The sequence below is a fragment of the Pseudomonas sp. HLT2-19-2 genome, assembly GCF_054898005.1.
The window spans coordinates 747,542-771,836 of the sequence record NZ_CM142712.1 but is presented as its reverse complement, the minus strand read 5'-3'; the positions used below and the strand labels follow the sequence as shown (position 1 = coordinate 771,836).

Annotated in this window: 13 protein-coding genes and 1 pseudogene; 7 read left to right on the top strand and 7 right to left on the bottom strand. The window is 57.6% G+C overall.

Features of this window, described 5'->3' with window-relative positions; all coding sequences use genetic code 11:
- Positions 1–141: 141 nt before the first annotated feature.
- From aceE to ACYZTU_RS03585, 6 genes are all read left to right on the top strand, one after another.
- Positions 142–2,787, top strand: coding sequence for a pyruvate dehydrogenase (acetyl-transferring), homodimeric type (gene aceE / locus ACYZTU_RS03610; protein WP_449642684.1), 2,646 nt, complete (start codon positions 142–144; stop codon positions 2,785–2,787).
- 11 nt (positions 2,788–2,798) lie between these two features.
- Positions 2,799–4,766, top strand: coding sequence for a dihydrolipoyllysine-residue acetyltransferase (aceF, locus tag ACYZTU_RS03605; protein ID WP_461968075.1), 1,968 nt, complete (start codon positions 2,799–2,801; stop codon positions 4,764–4,766).
- Positions 4,767–5,048: 282 nt separating this feature from the next.
- The gene (locus ACYZTU_RS03600) at positions 5,049–6,443 is read left to right on the top strand and encodes an alkaline phosphatase D family protein (RefSeq protein WP_461968074.1); all 1,395 of its coding nucleotides are present in this window, start codon (positions 5,049–5,051) and stop codon (positions 6,441–6,443) included.
- A gap of 192 nt (positions 6,444–6,635) precedes the next feature.
- Positions 6,636–9,329, top strand: a complete 2,694-nt coding sequence (locus ACYZTU_RS03595; protein WP_461968072.1) for a putative bifunctional diguanylate cyclase/phosphodiesterase — start codon at positions 6,636–6,638, stop codon at positions 9,327–9,329.
- A gap of 70 nt (positions 9,330–9,399) precedes the next feature.
- Positions 9,400–10,047 carry a peptide-methionine (S)-S-oxide reductase MsrA gene (gene msrA / locus ACYZTU_RS03590; RefSeq protein ID WP_461968070.1) on the top strand — a complete coding sequence of 216 codons (648 nt, stop codon included), beginning with the start codon at positions 9,400–9,402 and terminating at the stop codon, positions 10,045–10,047.
- 368 nt (positions 10,048–10,415) lie between these two features.
- Entirely contained in the window at positions 10,416–11,684 is a 1,269-nt protein-coding gene (locus ACYZTU_RS03585; RefSeq protein ID WP_461968068.1) for an IS110 family RNA-guided transposase, read from the top strand.
- Positions 11,685–11,744: 60 nt separating this feature from the next.
- Here ACYZTU_RS03585 and ACYZTU_RS03580 read toward each other — a convergent pair whose 3' ends face one another.
- Entirely contained in the window at positions 11,745–12,584 is an 840-nt protein-coding gene (locus tag ACYZTU_RS03580; protein ID WP_461968066.1) for a 23S rRNA (adenine(2030)-N(6))-methyltransferase RlmJ, read from the bottom strand.
- A gap of 171 nt (positions 12,585–12,755) precedes the next feature.
- Here ACYZTU_RS03580 and ACYZTU_RS03575 point away from each other — a divergent pair, with 171 nt between their 5' ends.
- Positions 12,756–13,169 carry a hypothetical protein gene (locus ACYZTU_RS03575; protein ID WP_461968064.1) on the top strand — a complete coding sequence of 138 codons (414 nt, stop codon included), beginning with the start codon at positions 12,756–12,758 and terminating at the stop codon, positions 13,167–13,169.
- Positions 13,170–13,546: 377 nt separating this feature from the next.
- On the opposite strand, the gene ACYZTU_RS03570 is transcribed toward ACYZTU_RS03575, so the two are convergent.
- From ACYZTU_RS03570 to putP, 6 genes and pseudogenes are all read right to left on the bottom strand, one after another.
- Complete coding sequence (locus ACYZTU_RS03570; protein ID WP_461968062.1) at positions 13,547–13,870, bottom strand: hypothetical protein; 324 nt, start codon at positions 13,868–13,870, stop codon at positions 13,547–13,549.
- A gap of 357 nt (positions 13,871–14,227) precedes the next feature.
- Entirely contained in the window at positions 14,228–14,584 is a 357-nt protein-coding gene (locus ACYZTU_RS03565; protein WP_461968061.1) for a hypothetical protein, read from the bottom strand.
- Positions 14,584–19,371, bottom strand: a pseudogene (locus ACYZTU_RS03560) (RHS repeat-associated core domain-containing protein). Before ACYZTU_RS03560 ends, ACYZTU_RS03565 begins: the two are co-directional and overlap by 1 nt.
- Positions 19,371–20,108 carry a DUF4123 domain-containing protein gene (locus ACYZTU_RS03555; protein ID WP_461968059.1) on the bottom strand — a complete coding sequence of 246 codons (738 nt, stop codon included), beginning with the start codon at positions 20,106–20,108 and terminating at the stop codon, positions 19,371–19,373. Before ACYZTU_RS03555 ends, ACYZTU_RS03560 begins: the two are co-directional and overlap by 1 nt.
- The gene (locus ACYZTU_RS03550) at positions 20,098–22,116 is read right to left on the bottom strand and encodes a type VI secretion system Vgr family protein (RefSeq protein WP_461968057.1); all 2,019 of its coding nucleotides are present in this window, start codon (positions 22,114–22,116) and stop codon (positions 20,098–20,100) included. The genes ACYZTU_RS03555 and ACYZTU_RS03550 overlap by 11 nt, the downstream gene beginning before the upstream one ends.
- 239 nt (positions 22,117–22,355) lie before the next feature.
- Complete coding sequence (gene putP / locus ACYZTU_RS03545; protein ID WP_461968055.1) at positions 22,356–23,840, bottom strand: sodium/proline symporter PutP; 1,485 nt, start codon at positions 23,838–23,840, stop codon at positions 22,356–22,358.
- Positions 23,841–24,295: the final 455 nt, after the last annotated feature.

The following is a 24,295-nucleotide window of genomic DNA, read 5'->3' as shown; positions in this document are numbered from 1 at the left end:
GAAATGCCCGATGATTTGTAGTAAAACTACACGCCGCCGGAACAACCTCTCGGCAATCCAAGAATTTATATCGTCTGCCCACAAGGCCAGTCGCAAACTCAGGCAACCGATTCTGGAAGCCTTTCCGCCCTGGAGCAAGCCATGCAAGACCTCGATCCCGTCGAAACCCAGGAATGGCTGGACGCCCTGGAATCGGTTCTCGACAAAGAAGGCGAAGACCGCGCTCACTATTTGATGACCCGTATGGGTGAACTCGCAACCCGCAGCGGTTCGCAATTGCCTTACGCCATCACCACGCCGTACCGCAACACGATCCCCGTTACCCACGAAGCACGCATGCCTGGCGACCTGTTCATGGAACGCCGCATTCGCTCGTTGGTACGCTGGAACGCGATGGCCATGGTGATGCGTACGAACCTGAAAGATTCTGACCTGGGCGGTCACATCTCCAGCTTCGCCTCCAGTGCCACGCTGTACGACATCGGCTTCAACTATTTCTTCCAGGCCCCGACCGACGAACACGGCGGCGACCTGATCTACTTCCAGGGTCACACCTCGCCAGGCGTTTACGCCCGTGCGTTCATGGAAGGCCGTATCACCGAAGACCAGATGAACAACTTCCGCCAGGAAGTCGACGGCCAGGGCTTGTCGTCCTATCCGCACCCGTGGCTGATGCCTGATTTCTGGCAGTTCCCGACCGTATCCATGGGTCTGGGCCCGATCCAGGCGATCTACCAGGCACGCTTCATGAAGTACCTGGAAGCCCGTGGCTTCATCCCTGAAGGCAAGCAAAAAGTCTGGTGTTTCCTGGGCGACGGCGAGTGCGACGAGCCGGAATCCCTGGGCGCCATCTCGTTGGCTGGCCGCGAGAAGCTCGACAACCTGATCTTCGTTATTAACTGCAACCTGCAGCGCCTTGATGGCCCGGTTCGCGGCAACGGCAAGATCATCCAGGAACTCGAAGGCGTGTTCCGCGGTGCTCAGTGGAACGTGACCAAAGTCATCTGGGGCCGTTTCTGGGACCCACTGTTGGCCAAAGACGTCGACGGTATCCTGCAACGCCGCATGGACGAAGTCATCGACGGCGAGTACCAGAACTACAAAGCCAAAGACGGCGCGTTCGTTCGTGAACACTTTTTCAACACGCCAGAACTCAAGGCGATGGTTGCAGATTTGTCCGACGACGAGATCTGGAAACTCAACCGTGGCGGCCACGACCCGTACAAGGTCTACGCGGCGTACCACGAAGCGGTCAACCACAAAGAACAACCCACCGTCATCCTGGCCAAGACCATCAAAGGTTATGGTACCGGTGCCGGCGAAGCGAAGAACACGGCGCACAACACCAAGAAAGTTGATGTTGAAAGCCTGAAGTTGTTCCGCGATCGTTTCGACATTCCGGTTAAAGACTCCGAGCTGGAAAACCTGCCGTTCTTCAAACCCGAAGTAGGCAGCGCCGAAGCCCGTTACCTGAGCGAACGTCGCACTGCACTGGGCGGTTTCGTACCACAGCGTCGCGCCAAAAGCTTCGACATTCCGACCCCGCCACTGGATACCCTCAAGGCGATCCTGGATGGTTCGGGCGACCGTGAAATCTCCACCACCATGGCGTTCGTGCGCATCCTGGCGCAGTTGGTCAAGGACAAGGAAATCGGCCAACGCATCGTCCCGATCATCCCGGACGAAGCCCGTACCTTTGGTATGGAAGGCATGTTCCGTCAGTTGGGCATCTACTCGTCCGTTGGCCAGCTCTACGAGCCAGTCGATAAAGACCAGGTGATGTTCTACCGCGAAGACAAGAAGGGCCAGATTCTCGAAGAAGGCATCAACGAAGCGGGCGCCATGAGCTCCTTCATCGCTGCCGGTACTTCGTACTCCAGCCACAACCAGCCAATGCTGCCGTTCTACATCTTCTACTCGATGTTCGGCTTCCAGCGTATCGGCGACCTCGCCTGGGCCGCTGGCGACAGCCGTACCCGTGGCTTCCTGATCGGCGGCACCGCCGGCCGGACCACGCTGAACGGCGAAGGCCTGCAACACGAAGACGGTCACAGCCACATCCTGGCTGGCACCATCCCGAACTGCCGCACCTTTGATCCAACCTACGGCTACGAGCTGGCGGTGATCATTCAGGACGGCATGAAGAAGATGACCGAAGAGCAGCAGGACGTTTTCTACTACATCACCGTGATGAACGAGTCCTACCAGCAGCCAGCCATGCCGGCCGGTGTCGAGGAAGGCATCATCAAGGGCATGTACCTGCTCGAGGAAGACACCCGCGAAGCGGCGCATCACGTTCAGCTGATGGGCTCCGGCACCATCCTGCGTGAAGTGCGCGAAGCGGCGAAGATCCTGCGTGAACAGTTCAACGTCGGCGCTGATGTCTGGAGCGTTACCAGCTTCAACGAACTGCGTCGCGACGGCCTGGCCGTAGAGCGCAGCAACCGTCTGCACCCGGGCCAGAAGCCTAAATTGAGTTATGTCGAAGAGTGCCTGAACGGCCGTCAGGGTCCGGTCATCGCCTCTACCGACTACATGAAGCTGTTCGCTGAGCAAATTCGTCAGTGGGTCCCGTCCAAGGAATTCAAAGTCCTGGGCACCGACGGTTTCGGCCGCAGTGACAGCCGCAAGAAGCTGCGTCACTTCTTCGAAGTCGACCGTCATTTCGTGGTGTTGGCAGCCCTGGAAGCCTTGGCTGACCGTGGTGATATCGAACCTAAGGTGGTGTCTGAAGCCATCGCCAAGTTCGGGATCAACCCGGAAAAACGCAACCCACTGGACTGCTGAGGAGACACTCTGTGAGCGAACTCATTCGCGTACCTGACATCGGCAGCGGTGAAGGTGAAGTAATCGAACTATTTGTGAAGGTCGGCGACCGTATCGAAGCCGACCAGAGCATTCTGACGCTTGAGTCGGACAAGGCGAGCATGGAAATCCCTGCTCCCAAGGCCGGCATCGTCAAAAGCATTAAAGTGAAGCTGGGCGATCGCCTGAAAGAAGGCGACGAATTGCTCGAGCTGGAAGTCGAAGGTGCCGCTGCCCCGGCCTCTGCACCGCCCCCTGCGGCTGCCGCTGCGCCGGCGCCAAAAGCTGAAGCAAAACCCGCTGCTGCCCCGGCGCCGGCTGCTCCTGCTGCCGCGCCTGCTGCTGCAACCACTCAACAAGTGCACGTGCCGGACATCGGTTCGTCGGGCAAGGCCCAGATCATCGAGATCCAGGTCAAGGTCGGCGACACCGTCGAGGCTGATCAGTCGCTGATCACCCTGGAATCCGACAAGGCCAGCATGGAAATCCCTTCGCCCGCCGCTGGCGTGGTCGAAAGCATCAGCGTCAAGCTCAACGACGAAGTCGGTACCGGCGACCTGATTTTGGCGCTGAAAGTGGCAGGTGCTGCGGCACCGGCTGCGGCTGCGCCAGCTCAGGCGGCTGCTCCGGCCGCCGCTGCTCCAGCGCCTGCCGCTGCGGCACAGGCGTCACCGGTCGCTGACAGCGTTCAGGACATTCACGTCCCGGACATCGGCTCGGCCGGCAAGGCCAAGATCATCGAAGTGCTGGTCAAGGCCGGCGACACCGTTGAAGCCGACCAGTCGCTGATTACCCTGGAATCCGACAAGGCGAGCATGGAAATTCCATCGCCTGCCGCTGGCGTGGTGGAAAGCGTTTCCATCAAGCTGGATGACGAAGTCGGTACTGGCGACCTGATCCTGAAGTTGAAAGTCAAAGGCGTCGCGCCTGCTGCAGCCCCGGCTCCGGCCGCCGCTCCCGCGCCAGCTGCCAAGGCTGAAGCTGCTCCTGCGGCCGCTGCCCCGGCACCGTCCGCACCGGCTGCTGCACCCGCCAAACCGGGCGCCAAGGTTCACGCAGGTCCTGCGGTGCGCCAACTGGCTCGTGAGTTCGGCGTCGAGCTGAGCGCGGTCAGCTCAAGCGGCCCGCACGGTCGTGTGCTGAAAGAAGACGTGCAGGTTTACGTCAAAGCCATGATGCAGAAGGCCAAGGAAGCACCGGCCGCTGGCGGCGCAACCGGCGGCGCGGGCATCCCGCCGATTCCGGTCGTGGACTTCAGCCGCTTCGGTGAAACCGAAGAAGTGCCGATGACCCGCCTGATGCAAATCGGCGCGTCGAGCCTGCATCGCAGCTGGCTGAACATTCCACACGTGACTCAGTTCGATTCGGCTGATATCACCGACCTGGAAGCGTTCCGTATCGCTCAGAAAGCCGTTGCAGAGAAGGCTGGCGTCAAGCTGACCATCCTGCCGCTGCTGCTCAAGTCGTGCGCGCACCTGCTCAAGGAACTGCCGGACTTCAACAGTTCGCTGGCACCGAGCGGCAAAGCGATCATCCGCAAGAAGTACGTGAACATCGGCTTCGCGGTCGACACCCCTGAAGGCCTGCTGGTACCGGTCATCAAGAACGTCGACCAGAAGAGCCTGTTGCAACTGGCAGCCGAAGCCGCCGTACTGGCCGCCAAAGCCCGCGACAAAAAGCTCACCGCTGACGACATGCAAGGCGCCTGCTTCACCATTTCCAGCCTCGGCCACATTGGCGGCACCGGCTTCACGCCGATCGTCAACGCGCCGGAAGTGGCGATCCTCGGTGTTTCCAAGGCAACCATCCAGCCAGTCTGGGACGGCAAAGCCTTCCAGCCGAAACTGATGCTGCCACTGTCGCTGTCCTACGATCACCGTGTGATCAACGGCGCCGCTGCTGCGCGCTTCACCAAGCGTCTGAGCGACCTGCTGGCGGACATCCGCACCATCCTGCTGTAACACCGGCCGGCCCTCCTTCACCGGAGGGCCTGTTGCGTTCCACGTTTTCCGAGCGCCACGCTCGTACCTCAACCCCGCCAGTTTGGCGGGGCTTTTTTTTGCCTGGAAGAAAGCCACGCCGCACCCCTTTCCTACATTCGCGTCTTACGTCGCCCACAACTCCAGTCCACTTCTGCTCGATATTTTTTGCGAACCAATAACTAAGCTTAGTTCAACTAATTATTGCTAGACCCTCCACAAACCTCTATTGCTTAGTTAGCATTATCTCGAACGGATTCGAACATGCTCAAACCGACTGTCGGCCCTATTATTGGCCACACCACAACTAACCACACACGTATCTTCCTGCGCGGCAAACTTCAAAACACTGCGCTGGTATTTGCAGGCATTCGTTATCGACGGCTCGGCGAAGAGCGCTGGTCCCAAGGTGTGTTTGCAAAGTTAACGATCTTGCGTGATATGTCCGATGTCATCGCCCTCAACGATCTAGCCACCGATACCGAGTACGAATACCAAGCGGGATGGTTCAGCCCCATGAGCCCGGTGCATACCGTGGAAACGGTTCAGGAGTTGCCGTTGCAATGGCCGCGGGATATCTACCGGTTTCGCACGCAGTCCAGCAAAGGCACGATTCCACGGGCCTATATCGTCGGTTCATGCCGTTACCTGCGCATGACCGCTGGTATCCCGTCTGCGCCGCATCTGGGGGATCGAATCTTCGCTTCGATCACGAATCTGGCGCAGCAGGCTGAACCACCTATCAGCGCCATGTTGATGACCGGCGATCAAATCTACGTCGATGACTTGAACGTTATTGCTCCCGACCGGGAATACGAGGAAATACTCAGTAAGTACCGCGCCGCTTTTTCACAACCCAATATTGCAAAATTAATGTCCAGCGTGCCGACTTACATGATCCTCGACGATCATGAAATTGAAGACAACTGGCCTGCCAACAAGAGTAAGGCCGACGCCTACTTATACAAAAACGCCATAGCAGCGTATGAGGTGTATCAAGCCAGCCATAGCCCGGCACATGAACTTCTTTCCGACGGGCAAATAAATAGAAAACTGGAACAGTATTGGTATCAGTTCGCCGAAGGCGATATCGAATGGTTTGTCACCGACAGCCGAACCCGCCGCAACCTGTCGGCCGATGATCGACGCATTCTCGACACAGAGCAGGAACAGGCTTTGTGCAAATGGCTGATCCACAGCCCGGCCAGGGTCAAATTCGTGGTCACCAGTGTGATGTTCTATCCCGACCGTAAATCTCAGGGCGATGACGCCTGGAAAGCCTTCCCGGAACAACGACTACGGCTGCTGGAGACGATTCGTACACACCGCATCAAGAACGTCTTCTTCATTTCTGGCGATGTCCACGGCTCCCTGACCAGTCGCCTGACCCACAGCGAGGACCCGGACTTCGAAGTGCACACCATCGTGTCGTCACCGCTGTGCAACAGCAAACTGCTGCCGTATGCCAAGGCATCCACTTTCATTCTCGATCAGCCACTGGCGCAAACGGTCGCGGGCGACTATCGGCATGAACTGACTAGCGAGGTGGTCAGCGAGGACAACTTTGCCCATCTGGTTGTTGATCAGGAGAAGGTTCAGGTCAACTATCACGACCGGGACGGCAAGCTTTTAGAGTCGGCGAGTATCACGTTGCGCTAAGCCCATGAAGGCCAAATGCATTAGTTTTCGACCTCTTGCTGAAGAAATCTCCGTCCTGGCCGACATATTCTTATAGCACTTGGCCTTCATGTCTCTTGTCAGTCAGTGTTGCAATGATGCAACCTTGCCGCAGACAACAGTAAAGAGGGCGAGAGCCCGGGCGATCAGCATATTCGAAGCGAGTTTCCATCAATGAAAAGCCAACCCGATGCCGCCAGCCGTATGGTGGCCGAGGTAGTGACGCAGTTGCCTGTGCCCTCGCGGCTCGGCATGCTGCGTTTCGAACGGCTGAATGAACCAAGCTGGGCACTGCTGTTTCTCGATCCCAATTGCGAACGACAGTTCGGCCTGCCGGCGGTGGACCTCTGTGCTCTGGTCGACTCACCTTACGCCAGCCTGATGGAACCTGAAGCGCGCTATCAGCTGCATGACGAGGTCCAGCAGCAGCTCACCGAAAGTTCGAATTACCAGATCCGCTACACCTTGCACACCGCCGCAGGCGCCTTGAACCTGCTGGAATTGGGCGAAGCCTACAAGCAACACAATCGACACCTGCTGCGTGGTTACCTGCTGGTGGTCGACAGCCTTTTCGAGGGCAAGCAACTGCTGCCGGCCCTGGACCTGGAAACCCAGAACTCTCGCCTGCAAATCGCCCTGGCGCTCAATCAACTCGCTCAGCAGGAACAGCTCCAGCACCTGGACCGGGTGCGCGCCCAGCAAGATTTGATCCTGCTGCTGACCCGTCAGCGCTACCGCAGCAACAACTCCCTGCAAGAAGCCGCCGAGCTGATCACGCGCAGTGCCTGTGACATTTACGAAATCGACTGCGCCAGCCTGTGGAACCTCGAAGGTTCACAGCTGGTGCCGATTTCGGCCTATCACCGCGCCAGCCAGAAGTACCTTCTGCCGAAGCCGATCGACGTCAGTCACTTCCCTGATTACCTGGAAGCCTTGCACACCGGCCGCGCCATCGACGCTCATAACGCCATGCGCGACCCGCGTACCCGGGAAATTGCCGAACACCTGCGCCCGCGCGATGTGAACGCCATGCTCGACGCCAGCATCCGCGTCGACGGCCAAGTGGTCGGCGTACTCTGCCTGGAGCAGACCGGTACGACCCGCGCCTGGCAATCGGACGAAATTGCTTTCGCCGGCGAACTGGCGGATCAGTTCGCTCAGGTCATCAACAACCATAACCGCCGCACCGCCACCAGCGCCCTGCACCTGTTCCAGCGTGCGGTAGAGCAAAGCGCCAACGCCTTTTTGCTGGTCAATTGCGATGGCGTGGTGGAATACGTCAACCCGAGCTTCACGGCGATCACTCAATACACCACCGAAGAAGTCCACGGCCAACGGCTGTCGGAACTGCCGGCGCTGGAAAACCTCAGCGAACTGTTGTTCGACGCGCCCTCGGCGCTGGCCAATAGCAACAGCTGGCAAGGCGAGTTCAAAAGTCGCCGCAAAAACCTCGAACCCTACTGGGGTCAGTTGTCGATTTCCAAGGTTTACGGCGACAACCGTGAACTGACCCATTACATCGGCATCTACGAAGACATCACCCAGACCAAGCTCGCTCAGCAGCGCATCGAGCGTCTGGCTTACACCGATAACCTGACCAACCTCGGCAACCGTCCGTCGTTTATCCGCAACCTCGATGAACGTTTCGCCCGAGACAGCGATACCCCCATCAGCCTGCTGCTGGTGGACATCGACAACTTCAAGCGGATCAACGACAGCCTCGGCCACCAGACCGGCGACAAACTGCTGATCAGCCTGGCCCGACGCCTGCGCAACAGCCTGAGCCCGAGTGGCAGCCTGGCGCGGTTCGCCAGTAACGAATTCGCCGTGCTGCTGGACAACACCGACCTGCGTGCGGGCCAACAGATGGCCAGCGAATTGCTGATGACCCTCGACAAACCGATGTTCGTCGACAATCAGCTGATCAGCGTCACCGGTTCAGTGGGCCTGGCCTGCGCGCCTTTGCATGGCCGCGACCCGCAAACCCTGATGCGCAACGCCGGCCTGGCGCTGCACAAGGCCAAGGCCAACGGTAAACACCAGGTTCAGGTGTTCACCGAAGCGCTGAATGCCGAGGCCAGTTACAAGCTGTTCGTCGAGAACAACCTGCGCCGCGCCCTGACCCAGAACGAGCTGGACGTTTTCTATCAGCCCAAGCTTTGCCTGCGCAGCGGTCGACTGCTGGGGATGGAAGCCTTGCTGCGCTGGAACCATCCGGAAAAAGGCATGATCCGCCCGGACCAGTTCATCAGCGTCGCCGAAGAAACCGGGCTGATCATTCCCATCGGTAAATGGATCGCCCGCCAAGCCTGCCGCATGAGCAAAGACCTGACGGCCGCTGGCCTGGGCAATCTTCAGGTGGCAATCAACCTCTCGCCCAAGCAGTTCTCCGATCCGGACCTGGTGTCGTCCATCGCCAATATCCTCAAAGAGGAAGCGCTGCCGGCAAACCTGCTGGAACTCGAACTCACCGAAGGCCTGCTGCTGGAAGCCACTGAAGACACCCACTTGCAGCTCGATCAACTCAAGCGTCTGGGCCTGACCCTGGCCATGGATGACTTCGGCACCGGTTACTCGTCGCTCAGTTACTTGAAAAAATTCCCGATCGACATCATTAAGATTGATCGAAGCTTCATCCACGAGATCCCGGACAACCAGGACGACATGGAAATCACCTCTGCGGTGATCGCCATGGCCCACAACCTGAAACTCAAGGTCGTGGCTGAAGGCATCGAGACTGCCGAGCAGTTGGCTTTCCTGCGCCGTCACCGCTGCGACGTTGGCCAGGGCTACCTGTTCGACCGACCGATCCCCGGCGTAGAGCTGATCGAAAAGCTCAAGCGCTATCCGCGTGGCCCGATCGCCTGACAGCGGCGTAACTCTCGGGCAAACTGCGTGTCTGACTTTTTACATCCCAACCTGACTGAGAGGACTGATCATGGTCTTGCGCTCGGAAATTCTGGTGAACAAAAACGTGCTCCCGACTAAAGAACAAGCTCTGCCTGGCCGCGAAACCCCAATGAACCTGCCGGAAAAACACTTCGTCCACGACGCCCCGCTACTGGGCCCGTTCGTCACCGATGTGGATTTCGCGATCTTCGGCCTCGGATGCTTCTGGGGCGCGGAACGCAAGTTCTGGCAGCGCGAAGGTGTGGTCAGTACGGTGGTGGGTTACGCCGGTGGTTTTACGCCGAACCCGACGTATGAAGAAGTCTGCTCGGGCCTGACCGGCCACAGCGAAGTGGTACTGGTGGTCTACGAGCCGGCAAAAGTCAGCTACGAAGAGCTGCTGAAGATGTTTTGGGAATTGCACAACCCAACTCAGGGCATGCGTCAGGGCAATGACATCGGCACGCAGTACCGCTCGGTGATCTACGCCACCAACCCGACGCAGCTGGAAGCCGCCAAGCACAGCGAGCAGGTGTTCCAGGCCGAACTGACCAAGGCTGGTAAAGGCACCATCACCACCGAAATCGAAGAAGCGCCGACGGTCTACTTCGCCGAGGCGTATCACCAGCAATACCTGGCCAAAAACCCTGAAGGGTATTGCGGAATTGGCGGTACTGGCGTGACTTGCCCAATCTAACTTTCGGGCCCTGAAAAGCTTCGCGGGCAAGCCTCGCTCCTACAGGATCTATGTCTGACCACAATTTTGTGATCGACATAAAACCCTGTAGGAGCGAGGCTTGCCCGCGATATAGGTAGTCCGTTCCTTTCTCTTCCATACTGATATTCGCTGGAAGTCAGTTGTCGGCGAGGAAGGAACATGCACCTGCGGGCTACGAATATGCTCGCGCAGCACTCGATGATTACGCCTTCACCTTCGAGTCCACAGGTGCGCTTGCGCCCTCTAACGAATTCTCAGGGAAAGCCCGACACGGCTCTCTATATCGCCTTCGCTGGACGCAAGCATGCATGTCCCTGCATGTACTTTAGCGCCTGTTGAGGTGTTCCATGCAAACGCTCCTGTCTCAGAGTTTCACTGCTTATATCGGAATTGATTGGGCAGACGCCAAGCACGACACCTGTTTGCAGATAGCTGGAGAGGCTCAGCGCAGTTTCGAAGTCATTGACCATAACCCGGAGTCGATTGATCGCTGGGCCAGGTCGCTGCATCAACGTTACGGTGGCCCGATCGCGATCGCCGTGGAGTTGAACAAAGGCCCACTGATAGCGGCTCTGCAAAAATATGAGTTTTTTTGTATCTTTCCGATCAATCCGAGCACCTTGGCCCGGCACCGTAAAACCTTCGTCCCCAGTGGCGCCAAGGATGATCCAACGGATGCTCAATGGGCGCTTGAGCTGTTGCTGAATCACCCCGAACGGTTTCCTCAACTGGTCCAGCAAAGCTCCGCCATGCGTTCGCTCGCCAGCCTGACCGAACATCGCCGCGGATTGGTCGATGACCGGGTCAAGATCAGCAACCGTCTGGTGTGCATGCTCAAACAGTACTACCCGTTGGCCCTGGAGCTGTTTCATGACCATGACACGCTGGTTTTTTGTGAATTTCTGGCGCGCTGGTCGACCTTTGAAACGCTTAAGCGCGCTCGGCCGGCCAGCGTTTTGAAGTTCCTTCACGCGCATAATGTTCGCCATGCCGAGCTCAATCAGCAGCGTTTGGCGTTGATCGCCAAAGCCATGCCGTTGACTGAAGATCCAGGCGTGGTCAGTCCTTCAGCGCTGTATGTGCTGGCCCTGGTCTCGCAACTGAAAGGGATCATCACGGCGATCAAAGACTTTGATCGGGAGATCGAAAAAACTGCCAACACCCTGGCCGACTACCGACTCTTCAAGGCCTTGCCCGGCGCGGGACAGCAGCTTGCACCACGGTTGATGGTCGCCTTTGGTGAGCAGCGTGATCGCTTCAAGGATGCCAGTGCGGTGCAGCGATATGCCGGGATTGCCCCGGTCACCGAACGCAGTGGCAAGAAAAAAGTCGTCCACTGGCGCTATCAATGCGCAACTTTTTTGCGCCAGACCTTTGTTGAGTGGGCTGCCCACAGCATCAATCAATCGGTGTGGGCAGAGGCGTATTATCGCCAGCAAAGGGCCAAAGGCAGCTCTTACCAAGCAGCCCTCAGGGCTCTGGCGTTCAAGTGGATCCGGATCGTTTATCGGTGCTGGAAGACCAGCACCGTGTACGACGAAAACGTTTATTTACAGACCTTGCGACGGCACGGCTCGCCTTTGATCAGCGAGCCGGACACAGCAACATCGTGTTGACGGAAAGGCTCAGGGCGTGAAGGCGTCCGATCAGACGCCATCAATGCATCTGATCAGCAATCAACTCTCAGCAATCAACCAATCCATCTGCCACCCACCCTGTGTCTGTCCCAACTTCTTGGACAACCACGGCAGCAGTTCACGTAATTCCTCTTCCAGCCCCCACGGCGGATTCGCAATCGCCAACCCGGACCCGTTCAAACTGTTCGGCGTATCCAGCGGATGCACCAGCAACTCCACCCGCAACAACTTCGGCGCGCCACTGCCTGCCAAATCCTGATAAAAACGACGCAACATGCGCTGGTCTTTCACCGGGTACCAGATCGCCACCACGGTTTGACGCATGCGGCCAATCGCCTCTTTCAGCGATGCCGCACAGCGCTGCATCTCATCCAGCTGCTCGAACGGCGGATCAATCAACATCACCGCCCGCTTCTCCTGCACTGGCAACATCGCACGCGGCACATGCCAGCCTTCGCCCAGATGCACCTTCACCCGTCGGTCGCCCGCCATATTATCTCTGAGCAACACACCGTCTTCCGGGTGCTTCTCGTTGAGCATCACCCGATCCTGCGGCCGCGTCAGACGCCTCGCCAACTCCGGCGACCCTGGGTAATAGCGCAACTGGCCATCCGGGTTCATGTCGTGCAGCACCTTCATGTAATCCGCGGTCAACGCCGGCAGATCCGGCTGATCCCACAAACGCGCAATGCCTTCCAGGTACTCACCGGTACGGCTCGCCTGATCACCCTGCAGGTCATACAGACCAATGCCGGCGTGAGTGTCGAGATAGGCAAACGGCTGCTCCTTGCGCGACATCAAAGCGATGAGGCGGGTCAAAGTCAGGTGTTTGAACACATCGGCGTGATTGCCGGCATGGAAGGCGTGACGATAATTCATGGCTGCTCCTGCGAAGGGCGGGAAGTTTACCTTGTACGGCGGCGAACGTCAGGGGTGGCAGCCGAGCGGCCAGACGAAAACCCGCTGGCGAGGACGCGTTCGACCGGCACATACTCCTGACCCACCGAGCGACACACTCACCCCAACCAATGACAGGAAGTCAAAAAACCGATGCGAATTCTATGTTCCGCGTTCATTTATTTACTGTCGGCAAGCCACGCTTTTGCTGACGAGGCGCACATTGCAGAGGCACGTCAATCCTTAAAAAATTACGGGCTTAGCCATTGCATTCTCAAGCACTTTAAAGAGAAGTCCGAGTTAGAAGCAGACATCGGGCGATCGGCGGGTGCTTACTCCTTCATGGGTAACGGCATGCATACCGTGGTTCAGGATGAAGACACCTTGAAGGTCATACATGACCCTTACAGGGAGACCCGGGCCTACGTATTTTATGCTTACGACAACACTTCATCTGTCAGCAAATACACGGAAAAAAAGCTGGTAATGTATGGATGTTTGAACGTTTATGACTCGCCGGCGTTTGACGCCTTTATCAAGACTCAGGATCAGTTCATTACCGAATAAGTTTCTGAAAACCCACCATTCAGGTCAGATTAGTGCTGAACAGACTTAGATCCAGATTTTTCAAATACTAATAATAAAACTCAGAGCTACTGCTGACTTGGTCATGCCTGAAATCAAGTATCTGCTTATAGAGCGACTGAATCGCGGGATCCTTGATGGATCGCATACTGTCCAGGACACGCTGTAGGCCCATTCTTCGATTAACGCCCGTGTTAGCTGTTGACCCGACATACCTGCCCTCTTGTTTTCAGGAAACGACTTTTAACGCGCCGCTCTGCGTTCCAGCCACACTGCCGATTTCGGGCCTGACACCGATGTGACGCAGAGCGTCACGGGCTGCATTCTCACGCAGAGCGTGGGAACGATCTTTCAGCAGCCTACTCCGAAGACCGCGCCCGCAACCGCCGCCCAAGAACATCCAGCACATCACACCCATCCCGCAACGGAATGGCACAGAGCAAAGCAAAATCACTAAGAATGAAGGACTGACACTCGATCGAACCGCGCATGGACAAGTTCTCCATCACTTGGGTGACGGCGCGAATTCGGTAGCTGGCGGCGTCATACAAAACATCCAGCGGCGCTTGGGTGTCGACGAACAGGGTTGGCATGTCGTCGCAATTGCTGGTGAGCGCCATGAAGCGGTTTTCGGGGTGAGGGATAGGTTTTATGTAGGGTGGATCGGGGTGAAGTGTTTTCATTTTTTAGAGACCTTGGTGGATAAATTTAAGCTACCAACGGCCTTTCCTACGGACTTGGGTGGCAGCCGTGCGCGGGAGTAGGAAACTGAGGAAATCCACCAAACTCAGCCACGCCGAAGCGTGTCCCGCGCACAGCCGCCGCGAACGATCTTACGGACACGAATTAAGTGCCGCAATCAGACGACAGCGTTGATGCGCGGTGAATCTCCAAGGGTTCCTACACCCTGCCACTGCATTTGCAGCGACAGCCAAAGACTATCCACGGATCTCGCTTCGCACCAGTTCATGGAAACCGCTACAGGTTGAAGGAAATTTCCGATGACATTGCCCAGAAATTTCGCTGCGAACCCTCAGACATTATTTAACACCTTCCTCAGACTGATAACGGTGCAGACAATTAAGTAGAACCTCCATAAATTTTCTCTGATCCTTAACGTCATCATCAAAATAAGTATCAATTTTTGAAAAAACCCCATCAAAACCGTCACCACAATCTAAAAAATGCACCAACGTATCAATAAGTAATTGCCGTTCCTTTTTGCTATAGATAAAAAACTCCGGACGCATCAAGACATCAAATAGTTCAGTGAGCTCTTGCTCATCATTTACATCCTTCGAAACTATTATTTCTTCCCTTTTCAGGTCACGTGTATTTTCTATGTCAAAAACGAAAAGCAAACTACGTATATCCCAAATGTTGTAAGAACTTTTCATTAGTCAAAATCCGTAAAAGCTGTTTTAGGCCGACCCATTTCATCCAATATAACTACAGCTCTGGTTTGCTCACCGTACTGCAAGCCATCTCTCTTAAATCCCTCGCCTACTTTTTTACCCATTTCGATAGGACGCCGGGAAGCATTCAAACCACTCTGTTTAAAAATCAATTGCGCACGCTGTATCGCATTCAGCTGATCACGATGGCTGAGAAAGTGTGTCGCCGCAGAGGGTATTACGGGTTCGCCCCGTCGCCTTCCTCTCTCGTACCTTTCTATTTCGCCGGTCGTAGGGTTCCTGCCTTCTTGCACTCGCTGAAGCTGGGACTGCAGAGTGGTTTGAGCACCATGTTTCTGTAGAAAGTGGGCCTCATCAATTGAATCTTCCATTTCTTTCAATCGCCTATGAACAACCGCCTCCGCCAGCTCATCAATCCGCGCCCTACGCTGATCACCCGTCAGCTTCGGTAGCGCCGGCTCACCCTCATCAACCTTAACGCCAGTCGTATCATCCGGCGCCCCACACCGGGGCTTATTCGGCGGCGGACAATTCCCGCTCAACCCCAACGGATCAACCCACCCCGTCGGATTCGGCGTGTATTGATACTGGTTCAGCCCGCCCGCCAACTTGATCGGGTCCGGCGTCAGGTACCGACCCACCTCCGGATCATAGTACCGATGCCGGTTGTAATGCAGGCCGCTCTAGGCATCGAAGTACTGCCCCTGAAACCTCAACGGTTGCTCAAGTTGCTCGCCCCCGCCGAACGCTATACGAGTGACTTTGCCGTAGGCGTTGTACTTCGCCGACCAGACGATCTCGCCGCTGTAATCGGTCAGTTCCTGCGGCGTACCCAGGTGATCGAGTTGGTAGTAAAACGGGCAAGCCTTTCGCGGGCCTTTGCCGTCGAGCATGGCCAATGGGCGGAAGCTGCCGGGTTCGTAGACGTAGCTGCAGTAATGCTCGCGGCTGCTTTCGGCGATGAGGTTATCGCCTTGCCAGAAGAACTCGGTGGTGTGGCCGTCGACGGTTTTGGCGATGCGGCGGCCGAAGGCGTCGTAGCGGTAGCTTGAGCAACGACCGTCCGGGGTGGTGACGCCGACCAAGCGGTGTTGGCTGTCGTAGCGGTATTCGGTGACGAGTTTTTGCGCGGTGCCGCGGCGTTCGCGGATCAGGTTGCCGAAGGCGTCGTAGTCGTAGTGACGGTCGCCCTGCAGGAGCAGGCGATTGCCTTTGACGGTCGCAGCGCCGGGGCGGTCCTGCATCAGCAGGTTGCCGGCGGGGTCGTGGGCGAAGCTTTCCGGTGGGTCGTCGCGGGTGTGGCGCACACGGGTCAGGCGGTTGAGTGGGTCGTATTGGCAGCTGCGCTGGCCGTGGCGGGTGTCGGCGATGCTGTCGAGGTTGCCGTTGGCGTTGTAGGCATAGTCGCGGCGGTACTGCGGTTGTTGCCGTTGGCTGACGGCGTGGGCCTTCAGGCGTCCCTGATCGTCGTAGGCATATTCGCTGAGCAACAGGCCTTGCTGGCGTTGCTGTTCGCGGCCGAAGGCGAATTGGTGAGTGGTGAGTCGCGCACCGTTGAGGTCGATGGCGGTCAGCGCGCCACCCTTGGCGTGGTGGTAATCGAGTTTGCTGCCATCCGGCAGGCGCAGGCGATTCAGTTGACCGCAGGCGTCGTAGCCATAGCGCAGGGTGCCCCAGCCCTGATGCTCGGTGATCAGCCGGTCTTGCTGGTCGTACTCGAACTCCAGCGGATGGTCATGGCCGTCATCGACGCTGATCAGGCGACCGAGGCTGTTGTAGCGATAGTCGACCTTGATGCCGTCGGGCAGGGTCTTAAGCAGCAGACGTCCGGCGGTATCGCGTTCGTATTGCGTGACGAGTTGCGAACCGTCATCACCGAACTCGGTTTTCTCCAGCAGATGGCCGTTGAGGTCGTAGGTGTACGCCGTGCGCTGGCCATCGAAGCCGGTTTCCTGTCGGATCAGGCCGTTGGGCGTGTAGTCCAGCTGATATGTTTCGCCGGATTCGTTTTCGATTTCCGTGAGCAACAGCTGGGCGTTGTCGTAGCGATAGTTCAGCTGGGTGCCGTCGGGATTGATCCGGCGGCTGACCAGGTGCAGATCGTCGACGTATTCGTAACGGGTGACGCGGCCCAGTTCGTCGCGCTCGGCGGTGATCTTGCCGTAGGCGTTGTAGCTGAACGCGCGGCTGGCACCGGTAGGCAAAGTCGTCTGAGTCAGTCGGCCAACGGCGTCCCATTGGTACTGGGTGACGGCGCCGTGTTCATCCTGACGGGTAATCTGCCGCCCCATCGCATCGTAGGAAAACTGCCGCTGGCCACCGTCCGGCAAGGTCTCTTCGAGCAGTTGCCCTAAGGCGCTCCAGACGAACAGATGCCGGCTGTTGTCCGGATAACGGATCGACAGCAGCTGGCCTTTTTTGTCGTAGTGGTAGTGGCTGACATGGCCGTCGGGATCGGTCGCTTCGGTGACAACGCCCTGAGCATTGCGCTGATAGCTCCAGACCGCTTTGCCGCGATAGCGCGCATGCAGGAAACCGTTGCGATACTCGTAGGCCGTTGGTTTGTCTTCCGGCGGAATCAGCGCGACCAGCCGTCCGACTTCGTCGTAACGGTATTCGGTGACGGCACCCAGCGGATCCTGCTCGGCAATCAACCGCCCCTGGTCGTCGTAGGCCTTGAGGTGTTCACCACCATCCAGTTCGACCTTGCGCACCAGCCGCGCCCGGTCGTCATGGACGTAAACTTCTTCGCTGCCATCGATGTTCTGGACGGAGACACTGCCCTGGTCATCCCAGACATACCGCGCGTCCATCTGCGAAAACGACGCCCAGTGGTGGATGCATCGGGCCGCCTTGCCGGACCTTTCCCACGCCCAGAAGAAACTTGCCCCACCGGCCAACTGCCGCTGCAGGATGACGTGCTGATCGTCGTAGTCGTAGCGCTCGCTTTCGTTGGCGGCGTTGGTCGCTTCGATGAGTTGTGAGCGTTCGTCGTAGCGATAACTGACCAGCGTTAGCTCAGTTTTCCAGGCCTCATCGAGGGTCTGCGCCGGGATAAAAACCTGATAGTCGACGGCGGCTAGATGGCTGCGGTCATAGCGCAACAGCAAGGCGCGGCCGGCACCGTTGTCGAGGCGTTTGATCCGGTCCTGACGGTCGCGGGTGATGCGCAGACGGTTGTCGTAAGTGTCAGTGATGGTTGTCAGCCGACCGTTTTGAAAGTGATAGAACCGCGTGTCGTCGCCGGCCTGGGCAAGGATCAGCTCTTCAGGTTCATCGCCGAGATAAATCGCCGCGCGCGACAGGCTGTTGTGAATCGTCGGGCGCTCGATATTCGGTAGCGGAAAGGTCGTCCGACGGTTTTCGTGGTCGATCCAGATGACGGTGTCGCCGTCGATTTCCAGTCGATGGGCGAGGCTGTGACTCCAGCCGAAACCGAGGCCGACATCGATCTCGGCGGCGCTGGTGCGATAGAGCCGGGTGAAGTCGAACGGCAGGATGCCGTCCAGTGCACCGTCGGTGAGGGTCAGCAGTTCTTCGCCGGTGACCATCGATACCGGGCATTTGTTGGTGGCGGTTTTATCGGCGGAGTCGGCGCTGTCGCCGTTGGGGTTTTTCGCCTGATCCGGGACGTCGTCGTGGTGTTCGTTTTGCTTGAGCGTGGTGTTGCGCTTGGCGTCCCAACGTAGTTGCATCCGACCTTGTTTCAGGCCCGCAGCCACACCGCGCGCGGCGACCGATTTGTATTGGTCGACGTACTTCATGAAGGTGTTGAGGATATTGAAAACAGCCTCGACGAAGCGCGTAGCCAGACCGGCGAGCACCATTCCGTACTTGATTCCACGAAGCTTCAAATAGGCTACGGCAGCGGGCATGCCGACACCCGTGAGAGCCAGCGCCGAAGCAATCAGAATGTCGATCAGTACCGAGACAATGGCATGGCTGGCGGCCTCTGCTGTGGTACCCGCAATTTCGCTAGACGGTAACGCCGAAAACCAAAGAGTCGCGGCACGAAACAGCAGGCAAAGCGCCGCTTCATCGCTGGCCAGCAACATGGCTTTTTCCATCGCAGCGGGTGATTGCTCCGCCAGGTCGATAAGTTGCTGCGCACTGCTGCCGAGCCGTTCAAGGTGGGCGCCAGGATTTTTAAGGATTTCAAAGACGAGGTTCAGGCCATCCCAAACACCCATGACTGCTGCCCAACTTCCCGCCAGCATTCCGTTCCCAGCGGCCGCAAAAGTCGACTGTGACCATTGCGGTTTAAAGCCTTCCCATTCTTTGCGCAGCCACCCTTCCAACTCTTTGGTCAGGCCATCGTAGGAAGAGAAAAGATCATCAACTTGCTGCGGTGTGACTTCGTTGTGGACGTGAATGCGGTAGAACTTGCCCTCGTCCCCCTTGAACGTCCCTTTGCCATTTTCATCAAGCGTGACAGGCGTTGTTTTACCGCCGTCGATAGCAATCACATCAACCTGGATATTCCCAACGGGAACGTCATAAACCGATTCGAACTTGCTCTCGATTTCCAGCATCCCACCCTTCGGGCACTGCACGACGGTGGAGAGAAAATCGTCATCGCCACTGCTCACAGTGGTGCTGGTATTGCCGAACCGAATGATCCGCTCCATCCCCATTAGCGAAGGCAAATCAGTCGCGTGACTGGCCTTGTCTGCCGCCCGGCTCAACCAATGCTTAAGCTGTTCACGGTAGAGGGAAAGGGTGTTCGGGAAACTGTCGAGCTCCTGCTCGATGAGTACGATCTGATCCATCAGTTCAGCTCCGCCATCAGGTAGTCCACCAAGGCCGTTTTGGGTGCTTGAGGCAGGTCCGGTGTCTCAAGAAAGATCGCGACCTTGTGCCGCAATACGCTTATCGAAAACGCTTCATAAAGATCAGGGCGTTCCTCGCTCAACCACTTCACCAAGTTATTGATACGGGTTGTTGCGGACTCTGCAGCGAGGTGTTCAAGCAGCGATTCAGAAAGGTCCCACCACGGAAAAACCCTTGAGGTTTTCAACGCGCTGCCACCAATCTCGAGCGGCTGGCCATTGATCAAACAGCGCCCGATCACCGGCATCAGCTGCGTAGCGTTAACCTCGGCAGACCGAAGGATCGGCAGCAAATAACGCCCATCCCAAAAGCGGAAAAACACCGCGTTGCCGTTGGGCAAAAGGACTTGGGTAAGGCTGCGCAAATGCTCGACCAGCACTTCTTGAGAGGCCGAAGAAACCGCCAGCCAACCCCAATCGCGTGATTCGGTCGTGGCGACCCACTCCAGAAACTCGCTGCCAGCGGCGACGATTCCGACATAGGGCATCACCGGTTCCCACTCGGCGTAAGCGGTGTCAGCCCAAATCGGACTGGGTGCTTGAGCGGTGCTCGAACGCTGCCAAGCTTTGAAAGGTTCAGCGGCGCTCGTATTACTGAAGATGGCGAACAATTGTTCCGACGGTTTCAGCGGTTGGCGATTGAGCCAGTCGTGGGGCGACAAGCGATCAGGCTGCACAGACACCCTCCTTGCAGCGCTCACATTCCTCACAGAACGGCGCGTCGCTTTTCAGGCTCAGAATCTGTGCGGCACTCAGCAGCGCAGCCGGAGCGGCGACGAGATTCAACAGCATATTCGGCGAGGCTGGCGCAGCAGTCATGGCCGGCATCAACGCACCACCGACCTGAATCGGCACGCTGCTGAAAATCCCGCCGGGGCCAATGTTGATCCACTGCCCGCCCGCCTGAATGGTCGCGCTGGCGCCGCCGTCGATCACCACTTGCTGACCGGCGCTGACATGGAATTGCTGGCTGGCATTCAGCGCCTGACTGGTCACGCGAATGTGGCGGTCGCCGATCACCACCAAATGATCGTCGAGCTTCACTTCGGCCTGGCGCTGGCCGTGGGTGATGCGTTGTTCGTCGGCCTTCAGTTCATGGCGAGCGGTGCCGGTGACGACGATGCTGCGCTGGTTATCGACCTGCACCTGTTGATCGTTCAACACGTGCTGAGTCCAGTTTCGCTGGGCGCGCAGGTAGATTTCCTCGGCGCCTTTGCGATCCTCGATGCGCAATTCGTTGTAACCGCCGCCACCTGGACTACTTTGGCTGCGGAAAATGCTGCGGGTCTTGTCGGCGGGCAAGTCGAGCGGTAGCGGTGTCGCCGCGTTTGGCAGGCAACCCATCACCAGCGGTTTATCCGCATCGGCGTCGATGAACCCGACCAGCACTTCCATGCCGACTCGAGGGATCAGCACGCTGCCGTAACGGTCGTGCGCCCAGCCGGTGGCCACACGCAGCCAGCAACTGGAGTGTTCATCGAGCTGACCGTCACGGTCCCAGGCGAGCTGAACCTTGACCCGACCGAACTCGTCGCAATGAATTTCGCTGTCGGTCGGGCCGGTGACCACGGCAGGTTGATAGCCGAGCATGCGTGGCTTTTCCGGCCCGAGCGGCGGACGAAACGAAACGTCCCACGGTATGGCCAGAAAGGTATTGCGATAGCCCTGGAAATCATCCGGGTTGTCGCTGGTGACCGACTCTTCCAGCACTTGCGGCTGGCGTCCACGGTGCTCAATTTCGGTGATCAACCACAGATCATTCCACGCCTGACGCGGGTGCTCGGCGAGATGTAGGAAGTGCCCGCAGACCAACGCAGATTCGTCGCCCCGACCTTCGGCCAGACGGAAGTCGGCGTTGTGGCGTTCGAGTGCTCGTTGAGCCAGATGTTTGCCGTGTTCACGATCAGTGAACTGGCCAGGAAAGTGATAATCCTCCAGCACCGGTCGCTGTTCGCTGTCGAGGCGGCTTTCAAGTTGCAGGCGCGGTTTGCGGAAGTCGTAATCGCGACGGGTTACCGCTGTCGTCCGGGTTTCCAGCCGCACGTTGAAACGCTTGATGGCTGGCGCATCCGCCGCCATTCCGCTGCCCGGAAGGTATAGCGTCGGCTCGGGTAGACGAGGGAAAACCGTCTGGTCATCACCAAACACCAGCAGGTGCCCGTCGAGGCTGTGCTGAAAGTGGTAGTGAATGCCGATCTCGGCACACAGCCGCTGGATGAACGCCAGATCGCTTTCGGCGTATTGCACACAGTACTCGCGCGCTGGGTAGTCGCTGCCGAGCCGAAACTCGAAGGCATCGCGCTGGATGCCGTGGTCCTTGAGGATTTGCGCGACGATCGTCGGCACGCTTTTGTGCTGAAAGATCCGCTGATTGATGCGCTGGCCGAGGTACGCCAGTCGCGGCACGAGACTGATCTGGTAACCCGTCAGGCGTTGGCCGGAATCGCTTTGGCCGACGCGAAAAATCTGACCATGAATGCCGGAACCTTGTGCATCGAAACTCAAAAATGCCTGACGATGCAGCAAGCTTTCGAGTTCGATGTCCGGCCGTTCGCTGACCAGTTCCAGGTCAAAACGGTAGGGCTGACTGATGGCTTCCTTGCCCGTGAACTCAAGTACCTTGAGCTCATTCTGGACGCCGTCGATCGTCAACGTGAAACGCGGTTGATTGGCAGGAGCGAACATCCGATGTGTCTCTGCAGAATGAAGGCGGGCGATTCTGCATGAGCGGATAGGGGTGTTGAGGGAGGGACAGGAAAATCAGATTTGCCCTACTTTTTTAGGGAATCTTCCTTCAAAAATCGGGACAGTGACCTACAGACATACCCGTCAGATTGGTCGCACAGACAAAAAAAGGCCCGCGTCCATAAGGACGCGGGCCTTTTTCATGTTCGGCGAAAGGTCAGAGCATCAGCTCATCCCCATCACTTGTTCAGACGGAAATCTGCCTCGGCAGCGGCGAAGCGCTGAAGCATGCCTTTAGTAGGCTCGCCCAGTTTGCTGACGATGTAGATCGCCAGGCTGGCGAAGATGAAACCAGGGATGATTTCGTACAGACCCAGCAGCTCAAAGTGCTTCCAGACGATCACGGTGATCGCGCCGACCAGGATGCCAGCCAGTGCGCCGTCACGGGTCATGTCTTTCCAGATCACGGAGATCAGGACAACCGGACCGAACGCAGCACCGAAACCAGCCCAGGCGTAGCTGACCAGGCCCAGTACGCGGTTTTCCGGGTTAGCGGCCATCGCGATGGCGATCAGGGCAACCAGCAGCACCATGGCGCGACCCACCCAGACCAACTCGACCTGGGAAGCGGTTTTACGCAGGAAGGTTTTGTAGAAGTCTTCGGTCAGCGCGCTCGAGCACACCAGCAGCTGGCAGCTCAGGGTACTCATTACCGCCGCCAGAATGGCCGACAGCAGTACACCGGCGATCCATGGATTGAACAGGATTTTCGCCAGTTCGATAAACACACGCTCGTGGTTTTCGGTCACAGGACCGGCCAGCTCCGGGTGCGCCGAGAAGTAAGCGATACCGAAGAAACCTACAGCGACGGTGCCGCCCAGGCACAGGATCATCCAGGTCATGGAGATACGACGAGCGTTAGCGATCGACTTGACCGAATCCGCCGCCATGAAACGCGCGAGGATGTGCGGCTGGCCGAAGTAGCCCAGGCCCCAACCCATCAGCGAGATGATGCCGATGAAGGTGGTGTTTTTCAGCATGTCAAAGTTGCTGGCGTCTTGTGCTTCGATGGCCAGGAACGTGGTGTCGACACCGCCAGTGGCCAGCAGCACGATGATCGGCGTCAGCAACAGAGCGAAGATCATCAGCGTGGCTTGTACGGTGTCAGTCCAGCTCACTGCCAGGAAACCACCGACAAAGGTGTAGGCAATCGTCGCTGCAGCACCGGCCCACAGCGCTGTCTCGTAGGACATGCCGAAGGTGCTTTCAAACAGACGGGCACCCGCCACGATGCCGGAGGCGCAGTAGATGGTAAAGAACACCAGAATCACGACCGCAGAGATGATCCGCAGCAGGCCGCTTTTGTCTTCGAAACGGCTGGAGAAGTAATCCGGCAGGGTCAACGCATCACCGTTGTGCTCGGTCTGCACGCGCAGACGGCCGGCGACAAACAGCCAGTTCAGGTAAGCACCGACGATCAGGCCAATGGCGATCCAGCTTTCGGACAGACCGGACATGTAGATAGCGCCCGGCAGGCCCATCAACAACCAGCCGCTCATATCGGAGGCGCCGGCGGACAATGCAGTCACGACGCTGCCCAGGCTACGACCGCCCAGAATGTAGTCAGAAAGGTTATTGGTGGAGCGATAGGCCATGAAGCCGATCAGCACCATTGCTGCGATGTAGATCACGAAAGTGATCAGGGTTGGATTGCTAACGCTCATTAAGTTACGCCCTGGCTTTGTTTTTATGTAGCGGCGGCTGGTGAACCGCACGCAAACGACGACGTTTGACAGACGATTTCGGGTCCCGCGCATTTATGACTGATGTTTCCCCAGGAAAGCCATCAGCCGGGGCACCTGTCTTTTTTGACTGGTTGCACCTTGGGCGCGAATGCTATTCAACAAAGCAAATAAGGTGCAACCAGTTTCGTGAGAATAAGTTGCACCTAGTCGGATTTATCTGAAAAAGTCCTGTTTTTGCTCCCTTTTAGGGCAGTCCACGCGATTTACTAGAAGCAAAAGCACCAAGCAGGAGCAGTACGTTCGTACCGGAATTTAATTCCTGACGAACTGCTTATTATTCCGACAAAAAAAGGGTTGCACCCGGTTGCACCTCGAGAGTTGCGCAGCTAATCTTGCCGCCAGCTGATGCCACGCGGTCGTGGCAAACATGAGGA